The sequence below is a fragment of the Bradyrhizobium sp. MI1.3 genome, from assembly GCF_055811695.1.
In genome coordinates, this window is the sequence record NZ_JBVVPQ010000059.1 from 1 (window position 1) to 25,526 (window position 25,526).

Consider the following 25,526-nt stretch of genomic DNA (forward strand, 5'->3'; position numbering starts at 1 on the left):
TATTTTGCCGATCGGCTGGCGGGGCAGTGAGGGCGTGACGTCTCTCCGCCGTCGTCCTGGCGAAAGCCAGGACCCATTACCCCAGGCGGGACTCGTTACAACGACTGGCAGTCACGTACCTGGTAACTGGCAGTCTTCGCCAAACTGAATTCGGTGGCTATGGGTCCTGGCTTTCGCCAGGACGACGGCCGCGGGTGAATGATGCCATTCGCCTCATGCCTCACTTCGTCCCCTTCGCCATTCTCTCCAGCTTGCGCTGTAACGGCGCCCAGTACGTTCCCGGGCGGAAGCGCTGCAGGAGATCCATGAAGCGGGCGTCGTTACCGATCAGGATGCGTGGCTCGTTTCTTTCGATGCCCCTGATGATGCGCAGCGCGGCGTCTTGCGGCGTGGTCTTGGCTGCGTTCTCGAACCGCTCGATCGATTGCGACCGGCGCGCATTGTCGGTGACGCCGACCCCGGTGTGCGAATTGCGGGCGATAGCGGTGGCGACGCCGCCGGGATGCACCACCGACAGCCTCACGGCGCTGCCCGCCATCGCAAGCTCGTGCCGCACGCTCTCGGAAAAGCCGCGCACCGCGAATTTCGCCGCGGCATAGGCCGACTGTCCCGGCGGGGCGATGATGCCGAAGATCGAGGACAGGTTGACGATGTGCGCCTCGCCCATCGTCTTCAGATGCGGCAGGAAGGCGCGCGTGCCGTGCACCACGCCCCAGAAATTGATGTCGAACAGCCAGTCCATCTGCGCCTGGTCGATCTCCTCGAACGAGCCCATCAGCGCCACGCCGGCATTGTTGACGACGATGCCGAGCGCGGGATGCGCGACGGTCGCCTCACGCGCGAACTGCGCGATGTCGTCGGGTTCGCTGACGTCGAGGCGATGCAGGCTGACCTTGCATGCAGCTCCGATCTCGGCCGCGAGCGTCTTCAGCCCGGCCTCCTCGCGATCGGCGAGCGCGAGATCGCAGCCGCGCCGCGCAAGCTCGATCGCCAGCGCGCGGCCGATGCCGCTTGCCGCTCCGGTGACGGCGGCGGCGCCGCGGATCGCAGTCATGATGATCCCCCGTCGAGCCTCTCGAGCGGAACTATGATTTACATTTTTTCATATTGGAACCGAACCGCATCGCGGTTCCCACCTTAACCTACGTTACTTGATGAAGACAGGCAGCATTGGGAGCCGCCGATGGGACAAGCACAGCCATTTCGCGCCACCGCACTGATCGTGGAAGACGACCTCATGCAGAGGGAGATGCTCAGTCTTCTTCTCGAAGAAAGCGGCTACGACGTCATTCAGTGCGAGAGCGCCGAGGCGGCCGAGCTGGTGCTCGACAAAAGCGCGGGCGTGCTCTGCCTGATGATGACCGACGTCCAGCTTGCCGGCCGCATGAACGGGGTCGAGCTCGCGCACGTCGCCAAGGACCGCAACCCCAGGCTCGACATCGTCGTCACTTCCGGCCGCCCCTTGATGCAGGCCTTGCCCGACGGCGCAAAGTTCTGGGCCAAGCCCTGGGCGCCGCTCGACGTGCTCCGAGAGGCCGAGATCGCGCAGCTGTCCTGACGGTCGGTCCGGCTGGCCGGCTTTCGTGGTCCCGGGCGCGGTGATAAGGTCGGTCCATGACCTTGTCCTTCCTGCTCACTTCGCTGATCGTCGTCGCCTCGCCCGGCACCGGCGTGCTCTACACGCTGGCCGCCGCGCTGACCCGCGGCTCGCGCGCGAGCATCGCGGCCGCCTTTGGCTGCACCCTTGGAATCGTGCCGCACATGACGGCCGCGATGCTGGGGCTCGCCGCCGTGCTCCACACCAGCGCGCTCGCCTTCGCCGCACTGAAGTGGTGCGGCGTCGCCTATCTGCTCTACATGTCCTGGCAGGCGCTGCGCGAGACCGGGGCGCTGGCAGTCGACGGCGAGATCCGCGAGCGTTCGGTCGGCCGGCTGATCGTGACTGGCTTCCTGATCAACATCCTCAATCCAAAGCTGTCGATCTTCTTTTTGGCCTTCCTGCCGCAGTTCATCGCCGCGGACGAAGCCCATGTGTTGGCGCGGATGCTGGAATTGAGCGGCGCCTTCATGGCGATGACATTTGCGGTGTTCGTGGTCTACGGCCTCTGTGCGGCCTCGGTGCGCGAGCGCGTCATCTCCCGCCCGCGCGTCATGGCCTGGCTGCGCCGGAGTTTTGCTGCCGGCTTCGCCGCGCTCGGCGCCAAGCTGGCGTTCGCGGAGCGGTAGTTTCTCCAGCCAATAAAAAAGCGGGCCTTGCGCCCGCCGTCTTCAAACTCAGAACTCCCACCCGACGCCCGGGCGGAGCGAGCTCCACCCGGGCAAAGAATAAGAAGCCTCGTTACTTCTTCTTCGCTGCCTTCTTGGCCTTTTTCTTCGTCGCCTTCTTCGCCTTCTTCGCTTTCTTAGCCATAGGATCCTCTTCAGGGTTAATGGTGAAACGCGACACGAGGGATGCTCGGCGGAGGGCCAGCCTCGCAACATCCTCGACGACGAACTCAGCAGATTCGCGCGCTTCTGCCCCGCGCTGTCACATCCGTGTCATCGCGTTATCCACAGCTCAGATGCGTTTTCTGGCGATTTTGGCCCGCGAATCCGCATCGCCGGCCATGCCTAACGATCCGACAATGCGCCAGCCGTTCATGAATCCAAAACCAAAGGCATGTTTTCGCGGATCGCAGTGAGACTCCGTTAAGCGCGACGGCCGCATTGTCCTCCGCAAGAAAACGGGGACGGGTCATGAACGGACAGCTGGCAGGGACAGAGGGCGCGACGCTGCGCGTGTGGCGCGCGCCATGCTGAACGTGCCGACGCTCTGGACCGTGTTCGTCGTCAACTTCCTGGCGCTCGGCCTGATCTGGGCCTACGTGACGCGCTCCTATCCGAAATTCGCGGCCGCGCGGTTCTGGATGGCATCGTGCTTCGTCGGCGCGACCGGCACGATGGCGGCCCTGATCCGCCTTTTCGTCGTTTCGCCTGTCCCGCTTCTGCTCGGAGCCGCCGGTGTCATCGCGGCGAGCTGCCTTGCCGCCATGGGCATTCAGCGCTTCTACGGTCGGCCGGTGTCCTGGCGCCTCATGACCGCGACGGGAATTCTCAGCCTCGGCGGCGTCGTGTTCTTCATGGTCGCATACGATCACATGCAGCTGCGTATGCTCAGCTACTCGCTCGGCCAGGCGCTGCCGCTGGCGCTATCGCTGCGTTTGCTGCTCTCGCCGCCGGAAGGCCGCGCCAGTCCGGGAGCCCGGCTCTCCGGCATCGTGATCATCACCATCATCGCGATCTTCGCGGCCCGTGCGGTCGGCAATCTGCTCGGCGGCGATTTCTCGTCGGTCTCCGGAGGGCAGTCTCATGCCGTCATGGTGCTGGGGCTCCTGTTCCTGTCGATGACGCTGAATTTCGGCTTCCTGCTGATGGCGATGGACCGCCTGCGCAACGAAGTTGCCGACCTCGCGCTGCTCGACGATCTCACCGGTGTCGCCAACCGGCGGCACCTGTTGCAGCGGCTGGGTGAAGAATGCGCCCGCTCGGAGCGCAGCAGCGAGCCGTTCTCGCTGCTGGTGATCGATCTCGACGGCTTCAAGGCCGTCAACGACACCCATGGCCATGCCGCGGGCGATGCCTGCCTGCAGCACTTCACCCTGATGGCGCAGACGCGCTTGAGGCCCGGCGACATGCTTGCCCGCACCGGCGGCGACGAATTCTGCGTCGTGCTGCCGTCGTCGACCTTGCGCGAGGCGGCTGTGATCGCCCGCCGCGTGCTCGAGGTCTGCCGCCAGGATGCCGTCAACTGCACCGGCATCGACATCCCGATCGCGATCTCGATCGGGGTGGCGCAGTGGGACCGCGGCGTCGGCCAGTTTCCGGACCGCCTGATCGCGCATGCCGACCACGCCCTCTATGCCGCCAAGAAGAACGGCAAGAACGACTTTGCGGTCCACGATCCGGCGCCGCCGCTCATGCCTGACCCGATCGGTCCAGGCGAGGCCTTGCGCAAATTCGCGTAAGGGCGTGCTAATCTCTGGTCCGCATTGGACCCGCATGATGATCTCTCGCCTGCTCGCGGCCGTTCTCGCCGCTCTCATTCTGATCACACCCGCCGCCGCGACCGACGCCGAGCTCGCAAAGCTCGCGCGCGCCTCCGGCACGCCCGACATTCCCGGCCTGAAGATGGTGTGGCTGGCGCCATGGGGCGATGTCGGCAACGCAAAACCCTGGCGCAACATCATCGTGCACCAGACCGAGGGACCGGCAGGCTCGGCGCGCGGCGGCGCGCAGGTGCAGGCTAAGAATCCCACGCGTCGCGGCGTCACATTGTGGGTCGAGACCGACGGCACCGTCTATTGGGCGGTCGCGGAAAACCTGGTGCCGACCCACGGCGACGGTGCCAACCGCAACGACAATAAGTACATCGACAACAAGCCGACCTATCGCCAGGTGGTGCGCGACAATTCGATCGGCGTCGAGTTCGCCGGCAACTATCCCGACGTCACCACGGGCCCGACCGCGGCGCAGGTCGCGGCGTGGAAGATCCTCGTCCAAATCCTGCGCGCGCGCTACGGCATCCCGCTCGACCACGTCTATGCGCACAACTGGATCGACTACAAGGACGCCCGCTATTGCGAAGGCTGCTGGCTCGCGACGCTGGCGCGGGTTTGGGGGGAGTAGGTTAGGGAGGCGCTGGTGGTGCGCTCTTCCCTTCTCCCCTTGCCGGAGAACGTGGCGCAAAGCGCCGGATGAGGGGTATCTCTCCGCGAATGACCATGTGAGAGGCGTGCTCGCGGAGGCAACCCCTCACCCGTCTCGCTCCGCGAGCCACCCTCTCCCGCAAGGGGAGAGGGGAAAAGCAGCTACACCGGCTCCGACATCCAGCCGAACAACCGCCGGATCAATCCCGGCCGCCGCGGCACTTCCGGCGGGCCGTCCGCTGCCAGCACGCGTTTGAAGAAGTAGTCCAGGAACACCATGTCGTTCGGCTCGGTGACGGTGAATGTCTCGTCGCCGAAATAGACGCTGTAATTGAAGAAGAACGGACCCATCAGCGGGATCGTCGCGGTCGAGGCATAGTCCTTCGAGATCACGAACTCCGAGGGCTCGAGCCCGTGCTCGCGCATCGCCTGCTCGACCAGCGGCAGCTTGCGCATGAACTGGGCGGAGAAGCCGCCGACGGTGGATTGCAGGATGATCGACACGGTGCGTGTCCGTTCTCTTGATGCTGTCGGCCCGATGCTTTTGGTCGGTCGACCGGCAGCGCGGGTTCAAGATGCCTGGTCCGCGTCCTCGCGAACATGCCGCGCCTCACACGCAAACAAAAAAGCCGGCGTTGCCGCCGGCTTTCTGTCTCTTGTCGATCCGCCAATCTCTGGCGCTAGAAACTCGCGCTTAGAGCGCGGCTTCCAGCGCGGCCTGTTCGGCCTTTGCAATCGTGCCCTTGACCGCGGACTGCACCTTCTCGAAGGCGCGGACCTCGATCTGGCGGACGCGCTCGCGCGACACACCGAACTCGGCGGCAAGGTCTTCCAGCGTCATCGGCTCATCGGCGAGGCGACGGGCCTCGAAGATGCGGCGTTCGCGCGGGTTGAGCACACCCATGGCACCGTTCAAGGCGTCGCGGCGGTGATCATACTCTTCGTGCTCGGCCAGCATGGCTTCCTGGTTGGGCGAATTGTCGACCAGCCAGTCTTGCCATTCGCCGGCTTCGCCGTCGTCGCGGATCGGAGCGTTGAGCGACGCGTCGCCACCGAGGCGGCGGTTCATGTCGACCACGTCCTGGGCCGTGACGCCGAGACGCTTGGCAATGATGGCCACCTGGTCGGGGCGGAGATCGCCTTCGTCCAGCGCGGAAATCTTGCTCTTCGCCTTGCGCAGGTTGAAGAACAGCTTCTTCTGGTTCGCGGTGGTGCCCATCTTCACGAGCGACCACGAACGCAGGATGTACTCTTGAATCGACGCCTTGATCCACCACATCGCGTAGGTAGCGAGACGGAAGCCCTTCTCGGGCTCGAACCGCTTCACCGCCTGCATCAGGCCGACATTGCCTTCCGAGACGACCTCGGAGATCGGCAGGCCGTAGCCGCGATAGCCCATGGCGATCTTGGCCACGAGACGGAGATGGCTGGTGACGAGTTGGTGCGCGGCGTCACGATCATCGTGCTCGCGCCAACGCTTGGCGAGCATGTATTCCTGCTGGGGTTCCAGCATCGGAAACTTGCGGATTTCGCCGAGGTAACGGGAAAGGCCGGATTCGCCATTAAGGACCGGCAAGGTAGCTGTACGGGCCATAGTGCGCCCTCCAAACAGGTTCAGGCCCCCGATAGCGGCGGGCCAGGCAGACGACCGCTTGGTTAAAGCCGATCGGTGCTGCGATGTTCCGCGTTGGTCTTCAACGCAAGCGCAATATACTCCATCGCGAGGCAAAAAGGGAAGGATTGCTGACGTCACGTCCCCGTGTGGCAGCTATAACTTTTTGTAATGTAAAGCATTTCTGAAGCGGCCTGCGTCATAGCGCCGCTTTCAGGGCCCCCTGGAGGAGAAGCAAATCCTCCGGCAGAGGCGCTTCCCAGTGGAGTAATTCTCCAGTCCTCGGGTGCTCCAATACCAGCAGGTAAGCGTGCAGGGCCTGCCGCCCCAACGCGGCCAGGACGGCCTGCGACTCCGGGCCCAGCTGGTTTGCCTTGGTCTTGAAATGCGGGCCGTAGACGGAGTCGCCCATCAGGGGGTGGCCGATATGGGCGAGGTGGACGCGGATCTGGTGGGTGCGCCCGGTCTCGAGCTCGCAGGCAAGCAGCGCCGCGATCGGCTTGCCGTCGCGCCCGTTAAAACTCTCCAGAAGCTCCCAATGCGTCACAGCCTCGCGGCCGCCCTGGCGCACCGCCATCTTCTCGCGCGCATGCGGGTGGCGGTCGATCGGCGCGTCCACGGTGCCGCGATGGCGGCCCGGCAGCCCCCAGGCGAAGGCCATGTAGCCGCGCCGCATCGGCCCGGTGCGGCCGTGGTCGGCGAACTGCGCGGTGAGCGAGGCATGCGCGAGGTCGTTCTTGGCGACCACCATCAGCCCGGTGGTGTCCTTGTCCAGCCGGTGCACGATGCCGGGCCGGCGCACCCCGCCGATGCCCGACAGCGATGAGCCGCAATGGGCGATCAGCGCATTGACCAGCGTGCCGGTCTCGTGGCCGGCCGCGGGATGCACCACCAGCCCTTTCGGCTTGTTGAGGACGACGATGTCGTCGTCCTCGAACACGATATCGAGGGCGATATCCTCGCCTTTCGGCTCCGGCGCGGCCGCTTCCGGCACGTCGATTGTGATCGTATCGCCGGAGGCGACGTGATAAGCGGGGTCCCGGATCGCGGCGTCCCTGAGGCTCACCGCGCCCGCCAGAATCAGGGCTTTCAGCCTCGATCGCGACAGTTCGGCAAGGTGCACAGCCAGCACGCGGTCGAGCCGGGTCGAGCCCTCGGAGCCCTCGACGACAATCTCCAACCTTTGCGCAGAGCCAGAATTTTCCATGACGACGTCTGATACCGTTGTTCCCGAACCGAGCCCCGAGCAGGCCGCGCTGTTCGCGCGGGTGCGGCGGATGATGCTGATCGCGGGGTTGACCACGGCGCTGGCAATCTGCGCCGTGCTGATCGCGGTGGGCTACCGCCTTTTCAAGTCCGAGGGAAGGGCGCCCGAGCCAGCAGGCGACGTGACCGCCACCCTGCCCAAGGGCGCCAGAATCGTCTCGACCGGTGTGGCCGGCGACCGGCTCGTGATCACGCTTGATGTCGGCGGCGTCACCGAAATCCGCACCTTCGACGCCCATACCTTGAGGCCGGCCGGAAAGCTGAAATTCGCGAACGAGCCGTGAGTCTGGCCCCGGAACTCGCCGCCATCGTCGCGCTTGCGTGAACGAGAACGTCGTTCCGCTTTGCCTTAACCATCCGCATCCGGGCTGATGCGGTTCGGCTTTCGTCGGGACGACGCCAAGCAGACGTCCAAAACCCCTCGATCCCCGCTTGCCGCCGGCAAAATTCGAGGCTATGTCCTCTCCCTCACGCTCCCTTCGTCTAGCGGTTAGGACGCGGCCCTCTCAAGGCTGAAACAGGGGTTCGATTCCCCTAGGGAGCGCCATTTCTCCTGCCAGACCGGGCACTTCGAAAACCGGCCATTTCCGCTTGTAGCCCCCACCGGCGTGCGCAGTTCGCACGGCTCGGCGCGGGCGCTCTCCTAAGCGATCGTGCCGTCGATCGAGCGGCGGATCACCCGCTGTACTTCTGCATTCGACAGAAACAGATCGTGGTTGATGATGCCCCAGCCCTCCTGCGAAGCATCGACCACGCGCACACCGAGCTGCGCGATGACGGCTTTCTCGGCGGCGCCGACCCTGGTCATTCCACCTGCAATCTGTCCCGACAGCGCCAGGGCGCGATCGTTCGTGGAGGCGATCACGGTGATCTTGCCGGCAAGCGGACCGATGCGGTGGATCGCAGACGAGAACACGTCCATGTCGATATCGGGCGCGGCAAACACCACCGCGCCGATCTTGCTCGTCACTGTGTCGCCGTATCGCGCATAGAGCTGACGCAGGCTTTCGAGCGACAGCATGGTTCCCATGCTGTGCGCAACGATGTTCACGCGGCCGGTGCCTGGCGCCGACACGAGTGCGGAGAGCACGCGCTCAAACTCGTCGCGGGACCACATCGCACTGTCGCGGTCATAGGCATAGTCGAACAGTCCTGCCTTGGAAGGCCAGGAGAACACCATGGTCCGGCCGCGGAACTTGATCCCGTCGGAGAGATGGGCGCCATCGAGCACCGCCGTCTCGAACGTCTGCTTGAAGCCGTGCACATAGATCAGCACGTCTCCTCCGCCGGCCTGCGCGACGAGATCGCCGGCGTCGGCCGACACCGGTTCGACCCGGTCAAGGCGCCAATCGCCAATTCCAACCGAGGCGAGAGAAAGACGGCTCTCATCCGGCGCCCCCAGCTTCGCCCGCGCGACTGTCATGGTCGTCGCGCGCTCCGGGCCGAACCAGGGCTTCGTGCGACCGCCGTTCACCGGCTTGCGCGTGGTGGTGACGAGCAATGTGGGGTCAAGGGATAGCGATGACGCGTCGAAACGCGCGCCGGTCGCACCCAAGCCGGCGCATCCGCCGAGCGCGAGGGCGGTCCCTGCCGACATAAATCCGCCGAGGAGAGCGCGGCGCGAAATAGAATGACAGGGGTCGCGTTGCAGAAGAGGCCGAGCGATCACACGAAACCTTTGGGAACTTTTGTCCACCGTAGCGCCCCGCTACATCCCTGAATGACAATGGGGGCGAGAAGACGGCGGAGCTGCTTCGCGGTCCATTGCTTGGCCTTGGGTCAATCACCTCCGCGGGGCGGGCTAGAGTTAAGGTGACGGTGCACAGAACTCGTGCCGCCTTGTAAGCCGCGATCTTCTTGATCTGTGCTGCCTGTCGGGCAACACAGCCGAAGTCCGTCAACCCCTCCTCACAAAAATATTCCACTTTACCGAAATTCGGAAATATCGTATGTGTCGGCCATCCCAGCCCACAAAAGGGGCGGTCGTACGTCGTCACGAACGCGGGTTGGGAGTTGCGGTGGACGCGGGCGGCGTTAAAGGCGGGTGAGTGGCGTGCAGGGCGAGATGAACCTCGTGAGCATGTCACGAACCGCATCGACGGACGGCGCCGAAGCCCTGCGAAGCCTCTTGGCGAAGCAGGGTCAGCTCGCGTACGGCGAAACCGTGTGGTCCTGGCCGTCGTTGCTACGGTCAAGCCTTTGCGAAGGCGTCAGCGCGTCAACCGGCGCGGTGCCGTGCATTTCGCGGAGGTGACGGAGGCAAGAAGGAACTCGTCTCCGGGGAGAGCGCGGCATAGGCCGTCAAACCATCGCGCAGGGAAGGCCTGGTCTCGGCTGCCCTGTGTCTCCCCTGTGCATTGCGTGTGCAATCAGTTCGCATGGGGGTTTTTATGGGTGCCAGCCGGCGCCCGGTCTTCCCTGCGCCCTTTCTTGGAGGGCGTGAAGCGAGAAGCATAGCTCGGGCAAACCTGCCGCGAGACTGCGAGCGCGTGTCCGCGCCCCGCATGCAAATTGCACCCCCCCTTTCGAGCCTTCCTTGCGAGCATGATGCGTCGGCATCGGTGGAGGTGGTCGTCCCTCCCGGAATCTGCCTTGATGCGAAATCAGCGTGAGGGAGCGACAATATGAGCGGCTTGGTGATCTCTGGCGGCCGGGTGGTGGATCCCGCCAGCGGAATGGACGCGGTTGGCGATGTGGCGGTGGTGGACGGCAGGATCGCCGCGGTCGGCGCCTCGCTCGGCAGCGCGGAGCGGGTGATCGACGCGACCGGCCTCGTGGTCGCGCCCGGCTTCATCGACCTTCATGCGCATGGCCAGTCGCTCCCCGCCGATCGCATGCAGGCATTCGACGGCGTCACGACGACGCTCGATCTCGAAGCGGGTGTGCTGCCGGTCGGCTCCTGGTATGAGCGCCAGGCGCGGAAGGGGCGCGTGCTGAACTACGGCGCCGCCACCAACTGGGCTTTTGCGCGCATCGGTGCAATGACGGGCTCCAATGCGGAGAGCTCGCTGGAGGCGTTCGGCAACGCCATGCGCGATCGCCGCTGGATGGACAACGTCGCGAGCGATGCGGAGGTATCGGGCATTCTGGAGCGCCTTTCGCGCGGTCTGAACGAGGGCGGCATCGGCATCGGCATCTTGAACGCGTATGCGCCGGGCGCCGGCGTGCAGGAGCTGACCGCGGTCTGCCAGCTCGCGGCCGCGCAGGACGTGCCGACCTTCACCCATGTCGCCTACATGTCGCGCGTTGATCCCGAGAGCGCGGCGGAAGCCTATATCCGCCTGATCGGTTATGCCGGCGCCACCGGTGCGCACATGCACATCTGCCATTTCAACTCGTCGAGCAAGACCGACGTCGAGCGCTGCCGCGTGCTGATCGCGAAAGCGCAGGCGCAGGGCCTGCCCATCACCGTCGAGGCCTATCCCTACGGCACCGGCTCGACCGTGCTGGCGGCGGCGTTCTTCAGCGACCCCGAATTCGTCGAGCGCAACGGCACGGGTTACGATTCCGTGCAGCGGGTCACCGACGGCCATCGCTTCAGCGATCGCGAGGAGCTCTTGAAGGCGCAGGCCGACGAGCCGTCGTCGCTGGTGCTGTGGCACATCCTCGACACCGAGAACAATGCGCATCACCGCGACCTCCTCGACATGTCGGTGCTCTATCCCGGCGGCGCGATCGCGTCCGACGCGATGCCGTGGACGACGTCGGACGGCAAGACCTATACGGACGATGCCTGGCCGCTGCCGGATGACGCCACCTCGCATCCGCGCTCGGCCGGCTGCTTCACGAAATTCATCCGCGAATGGGTACGCGAGCGCAAGACCGTGTCGTTGCTCGAAGGCGTGCGCAAATGCGCGCTAATCCCCGCGGAAATCCTGTCGCAAAGCACGCCCGCGATGCGCGCCAAGGGAAGGCTCGCCAAGGACGCCGATGCCGACATCGTCGTGTTCGACTACGAGAAGCTCAGCGATCGCGCGACCTTCGCGGCGATGAACCGCCCGTCCGAAGGTGTGCGGCACCTCGTGGTCAGCGGCCAACCACTGATCACAGATGGTGTGCTGGATGTGGCGGCGCGGCCCGGCCGTCCGGTGCGCCGCCCTGTCGTCGGGGGCTGAGACATGCCGGTTCCCATTCTCCTGGTGACGGGCTTTCTGGGGGCCGGCAAGACCACTGTCGTGAACCATCTGCTGGCGCATGCGGAGGGGCGGCGAATCGCCGCTGTGGTCAACGATTTCGGCGCGATCAACATCGATGCCGAGCTGATCGCGGGCGCGAGCGACGGCGTGGTCAGCCTCGCCAATGGCTGCATCTGCTGCTCGCTCGAAGGCGACCTGCTGCACACGCTCGCGACGCTGCTGCGGCGTGATCCGAAGCCGGAATACATCGTCATCGAGACCAGCGGCGTCGCCGATCCCGCCGACATCGTCCGTAACCTGATGGATCCCGTGATCGTGCGCGAGGCGCCGCTGGAAACGGTGCTCTGCGTGATGGACGCGGCGACACCGCCCGCCACCCTGGACGACGCGCTGCATCGTTCGCAATTGCGCGTCGCCGACATCGTGGCGCTGAGCAAGCTGGATCTGGCGAACGAGGGCGCGGGCTCCCGCATGCGCGAGGCCATCCGCGCGCAACGCGTTCCTGCCGTGGTGGTCGATGCGCCGCACGGCGAGATTCCTTCCGCGCTGCTGTTTCCCGCAACCGTCGATCGCGCGCCACCGCTACGCGAGCCCGGACCGAAACGTCCCGCAGAGCAACGCTTCGAAACCCTGAGCTGGACCTCGGACCGCCCGATCTCGCTGCCCCGCCTGCAGCAGGCGATCGGCCGGCTTGCGCCAAAACTCGCGCGGGCAAAAGGCCTGTTCGAGACCGTCGAGCAGCCCGGGCGCCAGATGGTGTTTCAATTCGCCGCCGGCCGCGCCACGCTCGCCCCTGGCGAAGTGCCGATGTCGGGCGCGCCGCGTGCGCGGATCGTCTTCATCGCCGAGCTCGGCGTGCTCTCAAAGGCGGAGCTCGACGGGATCATGGAGACCTGTGTTGCCGATCGGTGAAGCTATCACCTCAAGCGAATTGCGCGAGGCGAGCACGGTGATCTGGCAGGACCGCTAAGGTGTCAGCAGAACGCGAGCGCGTTGACGGCCCTCGTCGTCGCAATCCCGTTCTCGTTGCCGACGAACTGGCAGACGGCGGATTCGAGCTCACCCGGCTGGTTGCCTCGTGCCACCGCCAGCAGTCGCATCAATTCCGTTTCGTCCTGCGACAGGCGCCGGCACGACGGCGGCATGAAGCACAATTGGCAGGGCCGGCCGCTGCGCAGAATTCTGACCAGCGCGGCAACGCGTGCGACCAGCAGCGGGCTGTCGGCGATGCCAGGCGCCTCGTCGGCAAAGCGATAGGCCGCCTCCCAGCAATCGGACGCGCCGGTCGCATAGGCGGCAGCGATGAACCGCAACAGCGAAAGCGTGACGCGGCCAAAATCATCGTAGCTCTCGACATTAGGCCGCGTCGCAAGCGCGGCCTGGAGCGGACAGAGCCGCGCCTGGCCGGCTTCCGTGACGGGCACAAAGCCGCAACTATCATGCATCATGCGCGATCCCGGTCAGTGCAAGGTGGGGCTTCCGACCAGCCAGCTCTTCATCGCCATCGTCCGGTCATGGTCGAAAGACGGAACGTGCCGGTCGGGCAGGATGAGACCCGCCATGCGGAAGATCGTTGCAAGCCCCCGCACCGGCGCGAGAGCCCAATCGGCGCCGACCGGCGGCAGCCAGCATTCGAACTGCTCGCGCGCGATATCGTCGCGCTCTTTCTGCGCGGCGGCGATCGCCCGCAACATGCCGTGCTCGCTGTCGGACATGCGCGGGCAGGTCGGGCAGTGCACCGCGATGGCCGTATGCGCCGTGCAGGCAAAGATCTCGATGATGCATTCCAGCGAAGGCACGGCGTCGCCCACGCGAAAGTGGTCGTAGACTTGGTGGATATCGGCCGCGGTCGGAACAGCGCTTCCGCTGCGCGCCTTGGCCCGAAACCCCCAGATGAAGAGCCGCTCCGCCGCGCTCAGCGCCGGAAGCTCGAGGGACCCTGTCGATGTCGATTGATGCATTGAACCTCTGGCCTCTGGCTGCGCCTACGCCCCGACCGGCGCTGATGATCTGCACCGATCGTTCCGTCAGAGCCCCCTGCAAGTCAACGCTCGGAGGGGCGATGTCGAGGTCTTCTAGTTTTGAAGAGTTCGCATCTCGGATGCAGCCAGCCTCGCGAGCTTGCGAGGCCGTCCGCAGCATGCCGGTAGGATCCTACGGAGTTTTGCGGGTGGTGGGGAACCCGAATGCTTAAAGCTTTGCTAAGGGGCGCGGGATAAACTGGCATATCAGCCCTTCCAATTCTTGCGAGCTCCGATGTTTTTCTCCCGCATCAGTTTCAAGCTGGTCCTGATTGTCGGCATCAGCCTCCTTGGCATGATCGCGCTGGCGCCGATCGCGCTATCGACCCTGCGCGCGCAGATGATCGCGGACCGTGAGGCCAAGACGCAGCACATGGTCGACGTCGGCTACGGCATCCTGGCGCACTACCAGAAGCTCGAGAGCGAAGGAAAACTCCCACGCGAGCAGGCCCAGGCCGGCGCGATCGCGGAGATCAAGAGCCTGCGCTACGACAAGGTCGAGTATTTCTGGCTCAATGACATGACCCCCAAGATGGTCATGCACCCGATCAAGCCCGAGCTCGACGGCAAGGATCTCTCCGGGATGAAGGATCCATCCGGCAACGCGCTGTTCGTCGGCTTCGTTGACGTCGTCAAAAAGCAGGGCGCGGGCTTCTACAGCTACCTCTGGCCGAAGCCCGGCTTCGACCAGCCGGTCGGGAAAATCTCCTATGTGAAGGGCTTCGCGCCCTGGGGCTGGATCATCGGCACCGGTATCTATCTCGACGACGTCGACGCCGTCTTCCGCCAGAATGCGATGACCTTCGCCCTGGTGTGCCTGGCCGTGTTCGTGCTCGTGCTCGGCGCCTCCTTCGTGATCGGCCGCAGCGTGACCCGGCCGCTGGCGAAGATCACCGCGCTCACCGAGCGCCTCGCCTCCGGCGACAGCGCGTTCGACGTGCCCCATACCGACCGTCGCGACGAGATCGGCGGGCTCGCCAAGGCGCTCGCCGTGTTCAAGGACAATGCGTCGGCGGTCGGCCGGATGCACGCCGAACAGCAGGAGACGAAGCAGAAGGCCGACGAGGAGAAGCGCAAGACGATGACCGACCTCGCCGGTAAGTTCGAGGCGAACGTTCAGGCCGTCGTCCGCGACGTCTTCAACGAGGCGCGCGCGATGCAGCAGGCCGCGCAGGGTATGTCCGAGATCGCCGACAAGGCGACCGACCGTGCTAGCTTCGTCGCCACCGCCTGTCAGCAGGCTTCGAGCAACGTGCAGACGGTGGCCTCCGCCGCTGCGCAGCTGTCGTCCTCGATCACCGAGATCAGCCAGCGCGTCGCGCAGGCTGCAAGCGTGGCCGACAAGGCCGCCGCCGACGGCCAGCGCACCAACGACACCGTGCAGGGACTGGCCGCCGCCGCGCACAAGATCGGTGAGGTCATCGACCTCATCAACCAGATCGCCTCGCAGACCAATTTGCTCGCGCTTAACGCCACCATCGAGGCAGCGCGCGCCGGCGAGGCCGGCAAGGGGTTTGCGGTGGTGGCAAGCGAAGTGAAGTCGCTGGCGAGCCAGACCGCGAAGGCGACCGACGAGATCGGCGCGCAGATCACCGCGATCCAGGCCGAGACCAACCAGGTCGTCGGCAACATCGACAGCATCCGCAAGACCATCTTGGAGGTCAACGAGATTTCCTCGTCGATCGCCGCAGCCGTCGAGGAGCAGGGCGCCGCGACCGCGGCGATCGCCCACAGCGTACGCGAGGCTGCCTCCGGCACCGACCAGGTTTCGCAGAACATCTCGGGTGTGACCGACGCGACGGCGGAGACCGGCCAGGCCGCCGGCCTCGTGCTGCAATCGAGTGGCCGGCTGTCGCAGAAGCTGCAATCGCTGGAAGACGAGGTCAGTGCTTTCGTTGCGGGGGTGCGGGCGGCCTAGTATAGCAGGGGATGAATCAGAGTTCTGATCGGCGCGCGCGCATTCTCCTGATCAATCCGAACAGTTCCGTGGCGACCACTGAGATGATGGTCGCCATCGCGAGGTCGACCGTCGTCGACGGCTTCGACATCGACGGCGCGACCGCAACGCGCGCGCCGCAAATGATCGTGACGCCGGATGCGCTGGATGCAGCTTCCGCCGAAGTTCTGGAGATATCGCAGTCGAACCGGCATGCATGCGACGGTATCATCGTCGCGGCGTTCGGCGATCCCGGATTGGCCGGCATCAAGGCCGCGATGAAACTGCCCGCGGTCGGCATCGGTGAGTCCTCGATGGTGGCAGCCGCCGAGAACGGCCGCCGCTTCGGCGTGGCGACCACGACGCCGCTGTTGGAAGCGAAGATCGACGCTCGGCCGGAAGCGCTGGGTCTGCGATCGTATTACACCGGCGTCCGCTTCGCGGAGGGCGATCCGCAGGAGCTGATGCGCGATCCGGCGCGGCTGCGAACAGCGCTCGCGGGCGCGGTCGAGGCCTGCATCGCGCAGGATGGCGCGGAGGCGGTCATCATCGGCGGCGGGCCGCTGGGCGAAGTCGCGCGCGAGCTTCAGCCGATCTTCACCGTGCCGGTCATCGCGCCGATCCCGTCTGCCGTGGCGCGGATTATTCGCCTCATCACGGCACGCGCGACCGACTGAAATTCCGGCCGGCGGGAACGGTCGTCGGGACCGGCGTTCTTGCCCTTGACGGCCTCGGTTAAAGTGACGAAGCAGAACAATCGGACCGGCCGACCCGCGCTTGGGCACGCGGGCATGGAGACGCTGCATGTCGTTCAAGAAGCTCCTGATCGCCAATCGCGGCGAGATCGCCATCCGCATCGCGCGCGCCGCAGCCGATTCCGGCCTCGCGACGGTCGCGATCCATCCCGCGGACGATGCGCTGTCGCTGCATGTGCGCCTTGCCGATGAGGCGGTCGAAATCCCCGGCCGCGGCGCGCGGGCCTATCTCGACATTGAGGCCGTGGTGAAGGCGGCGAGGAGCGCAGGCTGCGACGCCGTGCACCCCGGCTACGGCTTCCTCAGCGAGAACGCTGCGTTCGCGAAGGCCTGCGTCGATGCAGGCATCGCCTTCGTCGGGCCGAAGCCGGCGGCGCTCGAACTGTTCGGCGACAAGGTTGCGGCACGGCAACTGGCAAAGCGCTGCGGCGTGCCAATCATCGCCGGCACCAGCGGGCCCTCCTCGCTGGAGGACATCACGGCGTTCTTCACCTCGCTCGGCAGCAAGCCGGCGATCGTGATCAAGGCGATGGCCGGCGGCGGCGGGCGCGGCATGCGCGTGGTCGAGCGCGCTGCCGATCTCGCGGAGGCCTATGCGCGTTGCCAGTCCGAGGCCAAGGCCGCGTTCGGCTTCGACGGCGTCTATGCCGAGCGGTTGATCCGGCAGGCGCGCCATATCGAGGTGCAGATCATCGGCGATCGCCACGGCGCGATCTCCCACCTCTGGGAACGCGAATGCACCATTCAGCGCCGGCACCAGAAGCTGATCGAGGTGGCGCCGAGCCCGTCGCTCAGCGACGGCTTGCGTGGCCGTATCAGCGAGGCGGCGAAGCAACTCGCCGTGGCCGCGTCTTACGACAATCTCGGCACGTTCGAGTTCTTGGTCGACGGCACTGCCGACGACAGTTTTGCCTTCATCGAGGCCAACCCGCGGCTCCAGGTCGAGCACACCGTAACGGAAGAGGTGCTCGGCCTCGATCTCGTCCGCGCCCAGCTCGCGGTCGCCGCCGGTGCCTCGCTTGCGTCGCTCGGCCTGGCGCAAGGCTCGATCCCGAAACCGCGCGGCTATGCCATGCAGTTGCGTGTCAACATGGAGACGCTGGACGAGCTGGGGGCGACGCACCCGACCGGCGGCGTGCTTGCCGTGTTCGAGCCGCCGTCGGGCCCCGGCGTCCGCGTCGATAGTTTCGGTTACGCCGGCTACAAGACCAGTGCCGCCTTCGACTCGCTGCTGGCAAAGGTCATCGTTCATACGCCGGGTGAAGCCTGGCACGACGTTGTCTCCAAAGCCGCGCGCGCCTTGCGCGAGTTTCGAATTGACGGCGTCGTCACCAACATCGCTTTCCTCCAGGCCGTGCTGGCGCATCCCGATTTCAGGGCTAACCGCATCGCGACAGACTTCATCGATCGCAACATCGGCAAGCTCGTCGAAGCCGCCGATGGCGCGGCCAAACCACTCTATTTTGCGGCGACGGAGCGAAGCGGCGGTCCCGGCATCGAGGCGCATACCGCACAGATCGTGCCCGAAGGCACGGTGATGGTCGCAGCACCCTTGCAGGGAACCATCGTCACCATCCAGGTGAAGGAAGGCGAGATCGTGCGTCCGGGCCAGCAGCTCGCCGTGATCGAATCCATGAAAATGGAACATCTGGTCATGGCCGAGCAGGGCGGCCGTGTCATGAAGCTACTCGCCGGCGACGGTGTCACGTTGATGCATGGCGAGCCGATCATGTATCTGCAGCCGCTCGAGGTTGCGGCTGATGCGTCTGCAACGGAAACCGATATCGATCTCGACCACATCCGTCCCGATCTCGCCGAACTGATCGCGCGCCAGGCCAACACGCTCGACGAAAATCGCCCTGCTTCGGTCGAGCGCCGCCGCAACACCAATCAGCGCACCGCGCGCGAGAATGTCGCGCAGCTCGTCGACGACGGCTCGTTCATGGAGTATGGCAGCCTTGCGATCGCGGCGCAGCGGCGCCGGCGCAAGCTCGACGATCTCGTCAAGAACACGCCGGCCGACGGCCTCGTCATGGGCGTCGCGACCGTCAACGCCGAGAAGTTCGGGCCCGAGGGCGGGCGCTGCATCGTCGTGGCCTACGACTACACCGTGCTCGCGGGCACGCAGGGCCACATGAACCACAAGAAGATCGACCGCATGCTGACGCTCGCGGAAGACTGGCGCGTGCCCCTGGTGTTCTATGCCGAAGGCGGCGGCGGCCGGCCTGGCGATACCGACCGGCTCGGCATGACCGGGCTCGATGGTCCGTCCTTCGTGCAGTTCGCCAGACTCTCGGGTCTTGTGCCGGTCATCGGCGTGGTCTCCGGCTATTGCTTCGCCGGCAATGCCGCGATGCTCGGCTGCTGCGATGTCATCATCGCCGCCAAAAATGCCTCGATCGGCATGGGTGGCCCCGCGATGATCGAGGGCGGCGGGCTCGGCGTCTATCACCCGGCCGAGGTCGGTCCTGTTACGTTCCAGTCGCCGAACGGCGTCATCGACATCCTCGTCGAGGACGAAGAGGAGGCGACATCCGTTGCGCAAAAATACCTGTCCTATTTCCAGGGCGAGGTGACGGACTGGCAGGCCGCCGACCAGCGGCTGCTGCGCCGCGCGATCCCCGAGAACCGCCTGCGCGTCTACGACATCCGCAGCGTGATCGACCTCGTCGCGGACAAGGACAGCGTGCTGGAGCTGCGCCGCGACTACGGCGTCGGCATGATCACCGCGTTGATCCGCATCGAGGGGAAGCCGTTCGGCCTGATCGCCAACAATCCGCGCCATCTCGGCGGTGCGATCGACGCCGATGCCGGCGACAAGGCCGCGCGCTTCCTCCAGCTCTGCGACGCCTTCGATCTGCCGATCGTCTCGCTGTGCGACACGCCCGGCTTCATGGTCGGCCCGGAAGCCGAGAAGACGGCGATCGTGCGCCACGTCTCGCGCATGTTCGTGACAGGCGCGAGCCTGACAGTGCCGCTGTTCGGCATCGTCCTGCGCAAGGGCTATGGGCTCGGGGCGCAGTCGATGATCGGCGGCGGCTTCCACGCCTCGTTCTTCACCGCGGCCTGGCCGACCGGCGAGTTCGGTGGCATGGGCCTGGAGGGATACGTCCGCCTCGGCTTCCGCAAGGAAATGGAGGCGATCGCCGACCCCGTCGAGCGTGAGACCTATTATCGCAACAAGGTCGCCGAGCTCTACGCCAACGGCAAGGCGGTCTCGATCGCCTCCGTGTTCGAGATCGACAACGTCATCGATCCCGCCGAGACGCGGCGGTGGATCATGGCAGGCCTGCGGTCGGTGCCGAAGCCGCCGACGCGGACGGCGAAGAAGCGACCCTGCATCGATACGTGGTGAGGGCGGTGCAGCAATTATGATTGCGCTTCGCCGCGTTCCCGGTTCCCGATTGACATCCCCGCCTGCGCTGCCAGACTTTGCACAATAATACAGGGTGGAGACGTCCGCGATGGCCAGCCTTTCGGCCTCGAACCATGTCGCCCGTGTCTTGTCCGTCGCCAATCAGGTTGCAGACCGCTTGGCCGACGTCGATGCCTCTTCGCGCATTGCCAATTCCTGGCGGCGCTGCCTGGTCAGCCACAAGCTCGATCCCGCCCGCCAAGGCCCGCCGCAGACGCTGACCGAAGCCGAGATCCGGCATGTCGCCGAGCCGATGGAAGAGACGATCCGGCTTGCAACACCGGAGCTCGACGATCTCGCCCGGGTACTCCGCGATGCCGGTTATTGCGTCAACCTGGCGGACGTGAACGCAACCATGCTGTTCAGCCGCCTGCCCGGCGAGGCCGACGCAAGACTGTTCATGGACTGGAAGATCTACACCGGCTCGAATTTTTCCGAGGCCTTTGAAGGCACCAATGGGCTCGGCACCGCGCTTGCCGAGCAAAAGCCGATCCTGGTGCATCGCGACGAGCACTTTCGCGCGCAGTGGCACATGTTTTCCTGCGCCGTGACGCCGCTGTTCGACCAGGCCGGACGGCTCGCAGGCGCCGTGAACATCACCTCCTGCCGCGAGGACCTCGAACGCACCGCGCATCAGCTCGCGCTGGCGGTGACGATGGAGGCAACGCGGCGCATGGAGGGCGCGATCTTCCGCGGTCATTTCCGCAACGCCTGGATCGCGACCGTGCCGGGCGATGGCGGCAGCGGCCTGCTCGCCTATGACGACGATCGCCGCATCGTCGGCGCCTGCCGTTCGGCGCGCGCACTGCTGGGTCTCACCGACGGCTTGATCGCCTCCGGCATCGATCTGTCGCGCTATGTCAAATTCGACCATCCCGCCGCGCGCGACGCGGACGATCTCGTCGAGCTGCGCCGGGGCGATGGCAGTCCGTTGGGGCATGGCCATGTCGCGCCGCCGCTGCGGCCACGGGCGTCCACGCAGCGTCGTGACGTTCCTGTGGACCCCTTCGATGCGCTGCAGCGCCTCGCTGGCCGCGATCCAGGACTGATCAAGAGTGTAAAGCGGCTCAGACGCATCGGCGATCACAATCTGCCGGTGCTGCTGCATGGCGAGACCGGCGTCGGCAAGGATGTGTTCGCCCGTGCCATCCACGCGGCCGGCAATCGCGCGCGCCACAACTATGTCGCGCTGAACTGCGCTGCGATGCCGGACAGCCTGATCGATGCCGAGCTGTTCGGTTACGAGGCCGGCGCCTTCACCGGCGCGCGCCGCGACGGCTCGAAAGGCCTGATCGTGCAGGCCGACGGCGGCACGCTGTTCCTCGACGAGATCGGCGACATGCCGATTGCGCTGCAGACGCGGCTGCTACGGGTGCTGGAGAACCGCGAAGTCTGGCCGCTCGGCGCGCTGAAGCCCGTGCCGGTCGACATTCGCCTGATCAGCGCCACGCATCGCGATCTCGGCCGCATGGCCGAGGAGGGCGCCTTCCGCACCGACCTCTATTTTCGTCTCCGCGGCATGGAGGTGCGGCTGCCGGCCTTGCGCGAGCGCGCCGACCGCGACGACGTCATCCGCCAGATTGCGCGCGAGGAAGCGCCGAACTGTTCCCTCTCGGACGAGGCCTGGGCGCAGCTCTCGGCCTATCCCTATCCCGGCAACATGCGCCAGCTCCGGCACGTGCTGCGGCTCGCCGGCTGCACGGCGGAAGACGGTGTCATCACCGATGCCGACCTCGATTTGCCGCCGTTTGGTGGAAGGGCGGAGCCGGATCTCGCGGCGGCGGAGCGCGCCACGATCGTGGAGGCGTTGCGCGAGCATGGTGGTCGTGTGATCGAAGCGGCGCGCGCGCTGAAGCTCAGCCGCGCGACGCTCTATCGCAAGATCAAGCAGTTGAAGATAGAGACAGCGCAGTAGCACTCAGCTGCATGCGGCGAGCTTTCTTCCCCTCTCCCCCTGCGGGAGAGGGTGGCTCGCCGCGACAGCGGCGAGACGGGTGAGGGGTCTCTCTCCGCACCTGATTCTCTGGCTTCTGGATTCGCGGAGAGATACCCCTCATCCGGCGTTTCGCGCCACCTTCTCCCGCAAGGGGAGAAGGGAAGAGCGCACCATCAACGCCGCCGCTGCCTTACGAAAAATCGCTCCAGCTCAGATGTCGCGAGTCGAGGTCGCCGACGGTTACGGTGCCGCGGATTTCGCGCGGGGCGTGGAAGCTGCTGCGCAGATACACGAGCGGCGCCGCGCCGTCGGAATGCGATGCGCCGCGCACCTCGCCGACGAAGATCGAATGCGTCTTGGTCTCGAATTCCTGCGCCAGCACGCAGTCGAACGCGGCGACCGCATCCGTCAGCACCGGCGCGCCGGTCACCCCGCGCGTCCATTCCCCGAACGCAAAGCGGTCGTCGCCATTGACGCCCTTCTGGCCGCTGAAGGTCAGCGCCAGTGCCGCATGGTCCTCGTGCAGGAAGTTGATCGCGAACGCGCCTTCCTCGCGGATACGCGCGTGCGCACTGGCGTTGCGGTTGACACACACGATCAGGGATGGCGGCGAGTCCGACAGTGAGCAGGCCGAGGTCACAGTCAACCCCGTGCGCTTGCCGTGCTCGGCGCCGACCGTCACCAGCGCGACGGCGCCGGCGCACTGGCGCATCGCCTGCTTGAAATCCTTGGCGTCGAAAGCACTGGCGTCCACGCTCACGCGGAAATCTCCGAAATGGATGCGGATGCGGCACGATCGCGCCGCACCCGCGTCGGGTCAAGCCGCCTTCTGCGCGGAGCCGAGATGCTTCAGGCGCGGCATCACCTCGTTCCTCAGCAGCGACAGCGAGTGATGCCAGGCTTCAGCCTTGTGCTTGTAGTCGAAGCCGAACACCAGCAGCACGCCGAAGCCGCCGACCTCCTCGTAGATCTTCTCGATTTTCTCGGCGACGGTCGCGGGCGAGCCGACGATCCAGTTCCGCTTGGCGCAATATTCGACGGTGACGTCGCTATCGGGCACGTCGGGCGCGTGCTTCAAATAGTCCTTGAAGCCGAAATGCCCGAGCAGCGGCAGGAAGTACTCGCCCATCATCCGGCCCATCATGTCGCCGGTCGAGAGCCTCCACGCTTCCTCGTCGGTATCAGCGACGAACACCTCGCGCACCAGCCGCCAATCCGCGCGGTCCGGCTTGCGTCCGGTCTTGGCGGCACCGGCTACGACCGAATCCCAATGACTGCCGACATAGGCCGGGTTCAGGTTGAGGCTCATCGGGATGAAGCCGCGCTCGCCGGCGAGCTTCAGCGTGTCCGAATTCTTCGAGAGCCCGGCGACGCCGATCGGCGGATGCGGTGTCTGCAACGGCTTGATGTGCGGCTTGAGGAAGTCGAACATGGTGTCCGGCTTGGTCACCGTCCAGAACTTGCCCTTGTAGGTCCAGGGCGCGGGATCGCTCCACATCTTCAGAATGATCTCCAGCGCCTCGCGGGTCATGTCGCGGTTCTGTCCGCTCATGCCGTCGACGTTGAACATCGCCCAGTCGCTCGGCAGGCCGCTAGCTGCGACGCCGAAATTGAGTCGCCCCCCGGAGAGGTGATCGAGCATGGCGACGCGGTTGGCGAGCTCGGCCGGGTGGTGATAGGGCAGCAGGAAGCCGCCTGGTCCGATGCGAATATTCTTGGTCTGCATCAGCGCCTGTGCGATCAGAAGGTCTGGCGTCGGATTGGGTTCCCAGGGCGCGGTATGGTGCTCGCCGACCCAGGCCTCCTGATAGCCGAGCTCGTCGAGCCAGCGCATGACCTGCAGGTCCCAGTCGTTCCCTTCCTTCAGGCCGCACTCCGGCGGGTGCGAAGGCATCGTGAAATAACCGATCTCCATGGGTTTCCTCTCCACAATTGACGCGTCTTGTTGCGCGGTTCACGGATGTGAGCGGAAACGCTTTAGCAAGCGGTGTGCCAGCTCTTCGCGAGTGGTGGGCCAGCGCGAACGGCGCCTCAGACCTGCGAGAAAAGGCTGGTTTGCGGCGGCAATAGCCGATATCCCGGGACAGATTTACGGGGGCCTCGTCTCACTGTCGCGAGACGGCGTCTCGGCGGTGAGACGAGGATACGAATCGAGATGACTGAACCTGCCTATGTCGCGGTAGACTGGGGCACCAGCAGCTTTCGACTCTGGCTGATCGACCGCGCCGGCGAGGTGCTGGCCGAGCGCCGCAGCGATGAGGGCATGCTGGCCGCCGCGAAGGCCGGCTTTCCCGCCGTGCTGCAATCGCATCTCGCGGCAGTCGAGGCTCCCGATCATCTGCCCGTCCTCGTCTGCGGCATGGCCGGCGCGCGTACCGGCTGGGTCGAGGCCGGTTATGTCGACACGCCGGCACCACTCTCCGCTGTTCTGAAGCAGGCCGCGCACGTGCCCGGCGAAGCGCGCGACATTCGCATCCTGCCGGGTATCGCGCAGCGCGATGCAAAAGCGCCGGACGTGATGCGCGGCGAGGAAACGCAGCTGCTCGGCGCGCTCGGGCTCGATACCGCTGGCGAAGCGCTAGTCTGCATGCCCGGCACGCATTCGAAATGGGTGCGCGTGAAGGACGGCACGGTCGCGCATTTCTCCACCTTCATGACCGGCGAGCTCTTCAGCGTCGTGTCGCGCGAGACGATTTTGTCGCTTGCAGTCGCCGGGGCCGAAGACGCCGAGGATTTCGCGAGCTTCAAGGCGGCGGTGAAGGCCGCGTACGAAGCACCGGCCTTCGCGGCTAATTTTCTGTTCGGCGCACGCTCGCGTCAGCTCCTGTTCGGGAGCACACCGGCCGCGGCGCGCGAAACGCTGTCGGGCACGTTGATCGGCGTCGAGCTGGCGGCGGGGCTTTCCGGCGCGATGTCGAAAGCTGGCATCACGCTGATTGCCTCGGGGCGGCTCGCGATGCTGTATAGGCTGGCTTTCGACGCGCTGTCGGTCGCCGTGAACCAAGTCGATGCCGATGAAGCGGTCCGCCGCGGTCTGTCGATGGCGGCTGCCGCGATCTGGACGCAATGAGAGGACTGTCGAGATGAGCGTTCCCTTTCCGGCGATGAAGCGGCCACTGGTCGCGATCCTGCGCGGCGTGAAGCCCGAGGAAACGCAGGCTATCGTCGGCGTGCTGATCGAAGCCGGCATGACCGCAATCGAGATTCCGCTGAACTCGCCGGACCCGTTCCGCTCCATCGCAACGGCCGTGAAACAGGCGCCGGCCGGCGTGCTGATCGGCGCCGGCACGGTGCTGACCACTTCGGATGTCGACCGTCTCAACGATGTCGGCGGCAAGCTGATGGTCTCGCCGAATGTCGATACGCAGGTGCTCACGCGTGCGCACCAATACGCCATGGTCACGTTGCCGGGCGTGTTTTCGCCGACCGAGGCGCTGCTGGCCGCGCGCTCCGGCGCCTCTGGCCTGAAGTTCTTTCCGGCAAGCGTGCTCGGCGCGTCCGGTATTGCCGCGATCCGCGCCGTGCTGCCTGCCGGGGCGATGATCGCCGCCGTCGGCGGCGTCTCCGACCAGAATTTCGCGGAGTACATCAAGGGCGGCGTCACTGCGTTCGGGCTCGGCTCCAGCCTCTACAAGTCCGGCATGACGGCAACGGACGTTGCCGCTCGCGTAAAGGAGACGATTGCGGCCTACGATCGGGCGATTGCGAAAGAGTGAGATCGCAATAAACAAGCCGTGATCCCGTCACGGTCGCGCGTTATCCTA

22 protein-coding genes and 1 tRNA gene are annotated in these 25,526 nt (G+C 65.6%); 14 read left to right on the plus strand and 9 right to left on the minus strand.

Annotated features, from left to right (window positions below):
- Positions 1–220: 220 nt before the first annotated feature.
- Positions 221–1,054: an SDR family NAD(P)-dependent oxidoreductase gene (locus AC0L3A_RS30850; RefSeq protein ID WP_007596608.1), complete on the minus strand. Its 834-nt coding sequence runs from the start codon at positions 1,052–1,054 to the stop codon at positions 221–223.
- A gap of 129 nt (positions 1,055–1,183) precedes the next feature.
- On the opposite strand from AC0L3A_RS30850, the gene AC0L3A_RS30855 reads away from it, so the two are divergent.
- The 4 genes from AC0L3A_RS30855 (at position 1,184) to AC0L3A_RS30870 (ending at position 4,665) form a co-directional block, all read left to right on the plus strand.
- Entirely contained in the window at positions 1,184–1,558 is a 375-nt protein-coding gene (locus tag AC0L3A_RS30855) for a response regulator (RefSeq protein ID WP_007596606.1), read from the plus strand.
- Positions 1,559–1,614: 56 nt separating this feature from the next.
- Entirely contained in the window at positions 1,615–2,226 is a 612-nt protein-coding gene (locus AC0L3A_RS30860) for a LysE family translocator (protein WP_473255785.1), read from the plus strand.
- Positions 2,227–2,792: 566 nt separating this feature from the next.
- Positions 2,793–4,004, plus strand: coding sequence for a GGDEF domain-containing protein (locus AC0L3A_RS30865; RefSeq protein ID WP_219683005.1), 1,212 nt, complete (start codon positions 2,793–2,795; stop codon positions 4,002–4,004).
- 34 nt (positions 4,005–4,038) lie between these two features.
- The gene (locus AC0L3A_RS30870) at positions 4,039–4,665 is read left to right on the plus strand and encodes a peptidoglycan recognition protein family protein (RefSeq protein WP_007596601.1); all 627 of its coding nucleotides are present in this window, start codon (positions 4,039–4,041) and stop codon (positions 4,663–4,665) included.
- Between the two features lie 182 nt (positions 4,666–4,847).
- Here AC0L3A_RS30870 and AC0L3A_RS30875 read toward each other — a convergent pair whose 3' ends face one another.
- From AC0L3A_RS30875 to AC0L3A_RS30885, 3 genes are all read right to left on the minus strand, one after another.
- Positions 4,848–5,189: a hypothetical protein gene (locus AC0L3A_RS30875; protein ID WP_007596600.1), complete on the minus strand. Its 342-nt coding sequence runs from the start codon at positions 5,187–5,189 to the stop codon at positions 4,848–4,850.
- 190 nt (positions 5,190–5,379) lie between these two features.
- On the minus strand, positions 5,380–6,279 hold the full coding sequence (rpoH, locus tag AC0L3A_RS30880) for an RNA polymerase sigma factor RpoH (protein ID WP_007596598.1): 900 nt from the start codon (positions 6,277–6,279) through the stop codon (positions 5,380–5,382).
- Positions 6,280–6,496: 217 nt separating this feature from the next.
- Entirely contained in the window at positions 6,497–7,504 is a 1,008-nt protein-coding gene (locus tag AC0L3A_RS30885; protein ID WP_473255788.1) for an RluA family pseudouridine synthase, read from the minus strand.
- On the opposite strand from AC0L3A_RS30885, the gene AC0L3A_RS30890 reads away from it, so the two are divergent.
- The gene (locus tag AC0L3A_RS30890) at positions 7,503–7,847 is read left to right on the plus strand and encodes a hypothetical protein (protein WP_007596596.1); all 345 of its coding nucleotides are present in this window, start codon (positions 7,503–7,505) and stop codon (positions 7,845–7,847) included. The genes AC0L3A_RS30885 and AC0L3A_RS30890 overlap by 2 nt on opposite strands.
- Before the next feature lie 188 nt (positions 7,848–8,035).
- Positions 8,036–8,110, plus strand: a tRNA-Glu gene (locus AC0L3A_RS30895).
- Between the two features lie 96 nt (positions 8,111–8,206).
- On the opposite strand, the gene AC0L3A_RS30900 is transcribed toward AC0L3A_RS30895, so the two are convergent.
- Positions 8,207–9,160, minus strand: coding sequence for an alpha/beta hydrolase (locus AC0L3A_RS30900; protein ID WP_007596595.1), 954 nt, complete (start codon positions 9,158–9,160; stop codon positions 8,207–8,209).
- Between the two features lie 1,027 nt (positions 9,161–10,187).
- On the opposite strand from AC0L3A_RS30900, the gene AC0L3A_RS30905 reads away from it, so the two are divergent.
- A complete protein-coding gene (locus tag AC0L3A_RS30905; RefSeq protein WP_473255791.1) occupies positions 10,188–11,678 on the plus strand; it encodes an amidohydrolase family protein in 1,491 nt (496 codons plus the stop codon).
- A gap of 3 nt (positions 11,679–11,681) precedes the next feature.
- Positions 11,682–12,611 carry a CobW family GTP-binding protein gene (locus tag AC0L3A_RS30910; RefSeq protein WP_473255793.1) on the plus strand — a complete coding sequence of 310 codons (930 nt, stop codon included), beginning with the start codon at positions 11,682–11,684 and terminating at the stop codon, positions 12,609–12,611.
- A 62-nt stretch (positions 12,612–12,673) separates the two neighbouring features.
- Here the strand turns inward: AC0L3A_RS30910 and AC0L3A_RS30915 are convergent, their stop codons facing one another.
- Both AC0L3A_RS30915 and AC0L3A_RS30920 read right to left on the minus strand, forming a co-directional pair.
- Positions 12,674–13,147, minus strand: coding sequence for a hypothetical protein (locus AC0L3A_RS30915; protein WP_007596590.1), 474 nt, complete (start codon positions 13,145–13,147; stop codon positions 12,674–12,676).
- Between the two features lie 12 nt (positions 13,148–13,159).
- Positions 13,160–13,510: a hypothetical protein gene (locus AC0L3A_RS30920; protein WP_473255795.1), complete on the minus strand. Its 351-nt coding sequence runs from the start codon at positions 13,508–13,510 to the stop codon at positions 13,160–13,162.
- Positions 13,511–13,955: 445 nt separating this feature from the next.
- On the opposite strand from AC0L3A_RS30920, the gene AC0L3A_RS30925 reads away from it, so the two are divergent.
- The 4 genes from AC0L3A_RS30925 to AC0L3A_RS30940 all read left to right on the plus strand — a co-directional run bounded on the left by AC0L3A_RS30925 (position 13,956) and on the right by AC0L3A_RS30940 (position 21,741).
- Positions 13,956–15,638 (plus strand): methyl-accepting chemotaxis protein, encoded by a 1,683-nt coding sequence (locus AC0L3A_RS30925; protein WP_007596584.1) that lies wholly within the window; start codon positions 13,956–13,958, stop codon positions 15,636–15,638.
- 11 nt (positions 15,639–15,649) lie between these two features.
- Complete coding sequence (locus AC0L3A_RS30930; protein WP_007596583.1) at positions 15,650–16,333, plus strand: aspartate/glutamate racemase family protein; 684 nt, start codon at positions 15,650–15,652, stop codon at positions 16,331–16,333.
- 127 nt (positions 16,334–16,460) lie between these two features.
- On the plus strand, positions 16,461–19,766 hold the full coding sequence (locus tag AC0L3A_RS30935; RefSeq protein WP_007596577.1) for a carboxyl transferase domain-containing protein: 3,306 nt from the start codon (positions 16,461–16,463) through the stop codon (positions 19,764–19,766).
- Between the two features lie 109 nt (positions 19,767–19,875).
- Positions 19,876–21,741, plus strand: coding sequence for a sigma-54-dependent Fis family transcriptional regulator (locus tag AC0L3A_RS30940; protein WP_007596575.1), 1,866 nt, complete (start codon positions 19,876–19,878; stop codon positions 21,739–21,741).
- Between the two features lie 211 nt (positions 21,742–21,952).
- On the opposite strand, the gene AC0L3A_RS30945 is transcribed toward AC0L3A_RS30940, so the two are convergent.
- Positions 21,953–22,522: a flavin reductase family protein gene (locus tag AC0L3A_RS30945; protein WP_007596573.1), complete on the minus strand. Its 570-nt coding sequence runs from the start codon at positions 22,520–22,522 to the stop codon at positions 21,953–21,955.
- Between the two features lie 57 nt (positions 22,523–22,579).
- Positions 22,580–23,677: an LLM class flavin-dependent oxidoreductase gene (locus AC0L3A_RS30950; RefSeq protein ID WP_007596571.1), complete on the minus strand. Its 1,098-nt coding sequence runs from the start codon at positions 23,675–23,677 to the stop codon at positions 22,580–22,582.
- A gap of 240 nt (positions 23,678–23,917) precedes the next feature.
- Between AC0L3A_RS30950 and AC0L3A_RS30955 the strand changes: the two genes are divergently transcribed.
- A complete protein-coding gene (locus tag AC0L3A_RS30955; protein ID WP_007596568.1) occupies positions 23,918–24,832 on the plus strand; it encodes a 2-dehydro-3-deoxygalactonokinase in 915 nt (304 codons plus the stop codon).
- A gap of 13 nt (positions 24,833–24,845) precedes the next feature.
- A complete protein-coding gene (locus AC0L3A_RS30960) occupies positions 24,846–25,478 on the plus strand; it encodes a 2-dehydro-3-deoxy-6-phosphogalactonate aldolase (RefSeq protein WP_473255798.1) in 633 nt (210 codons plus the stop codon).
- The last annotated feature ends 48 nt before the right edge of the window (positions 25,479–25,526 follow it).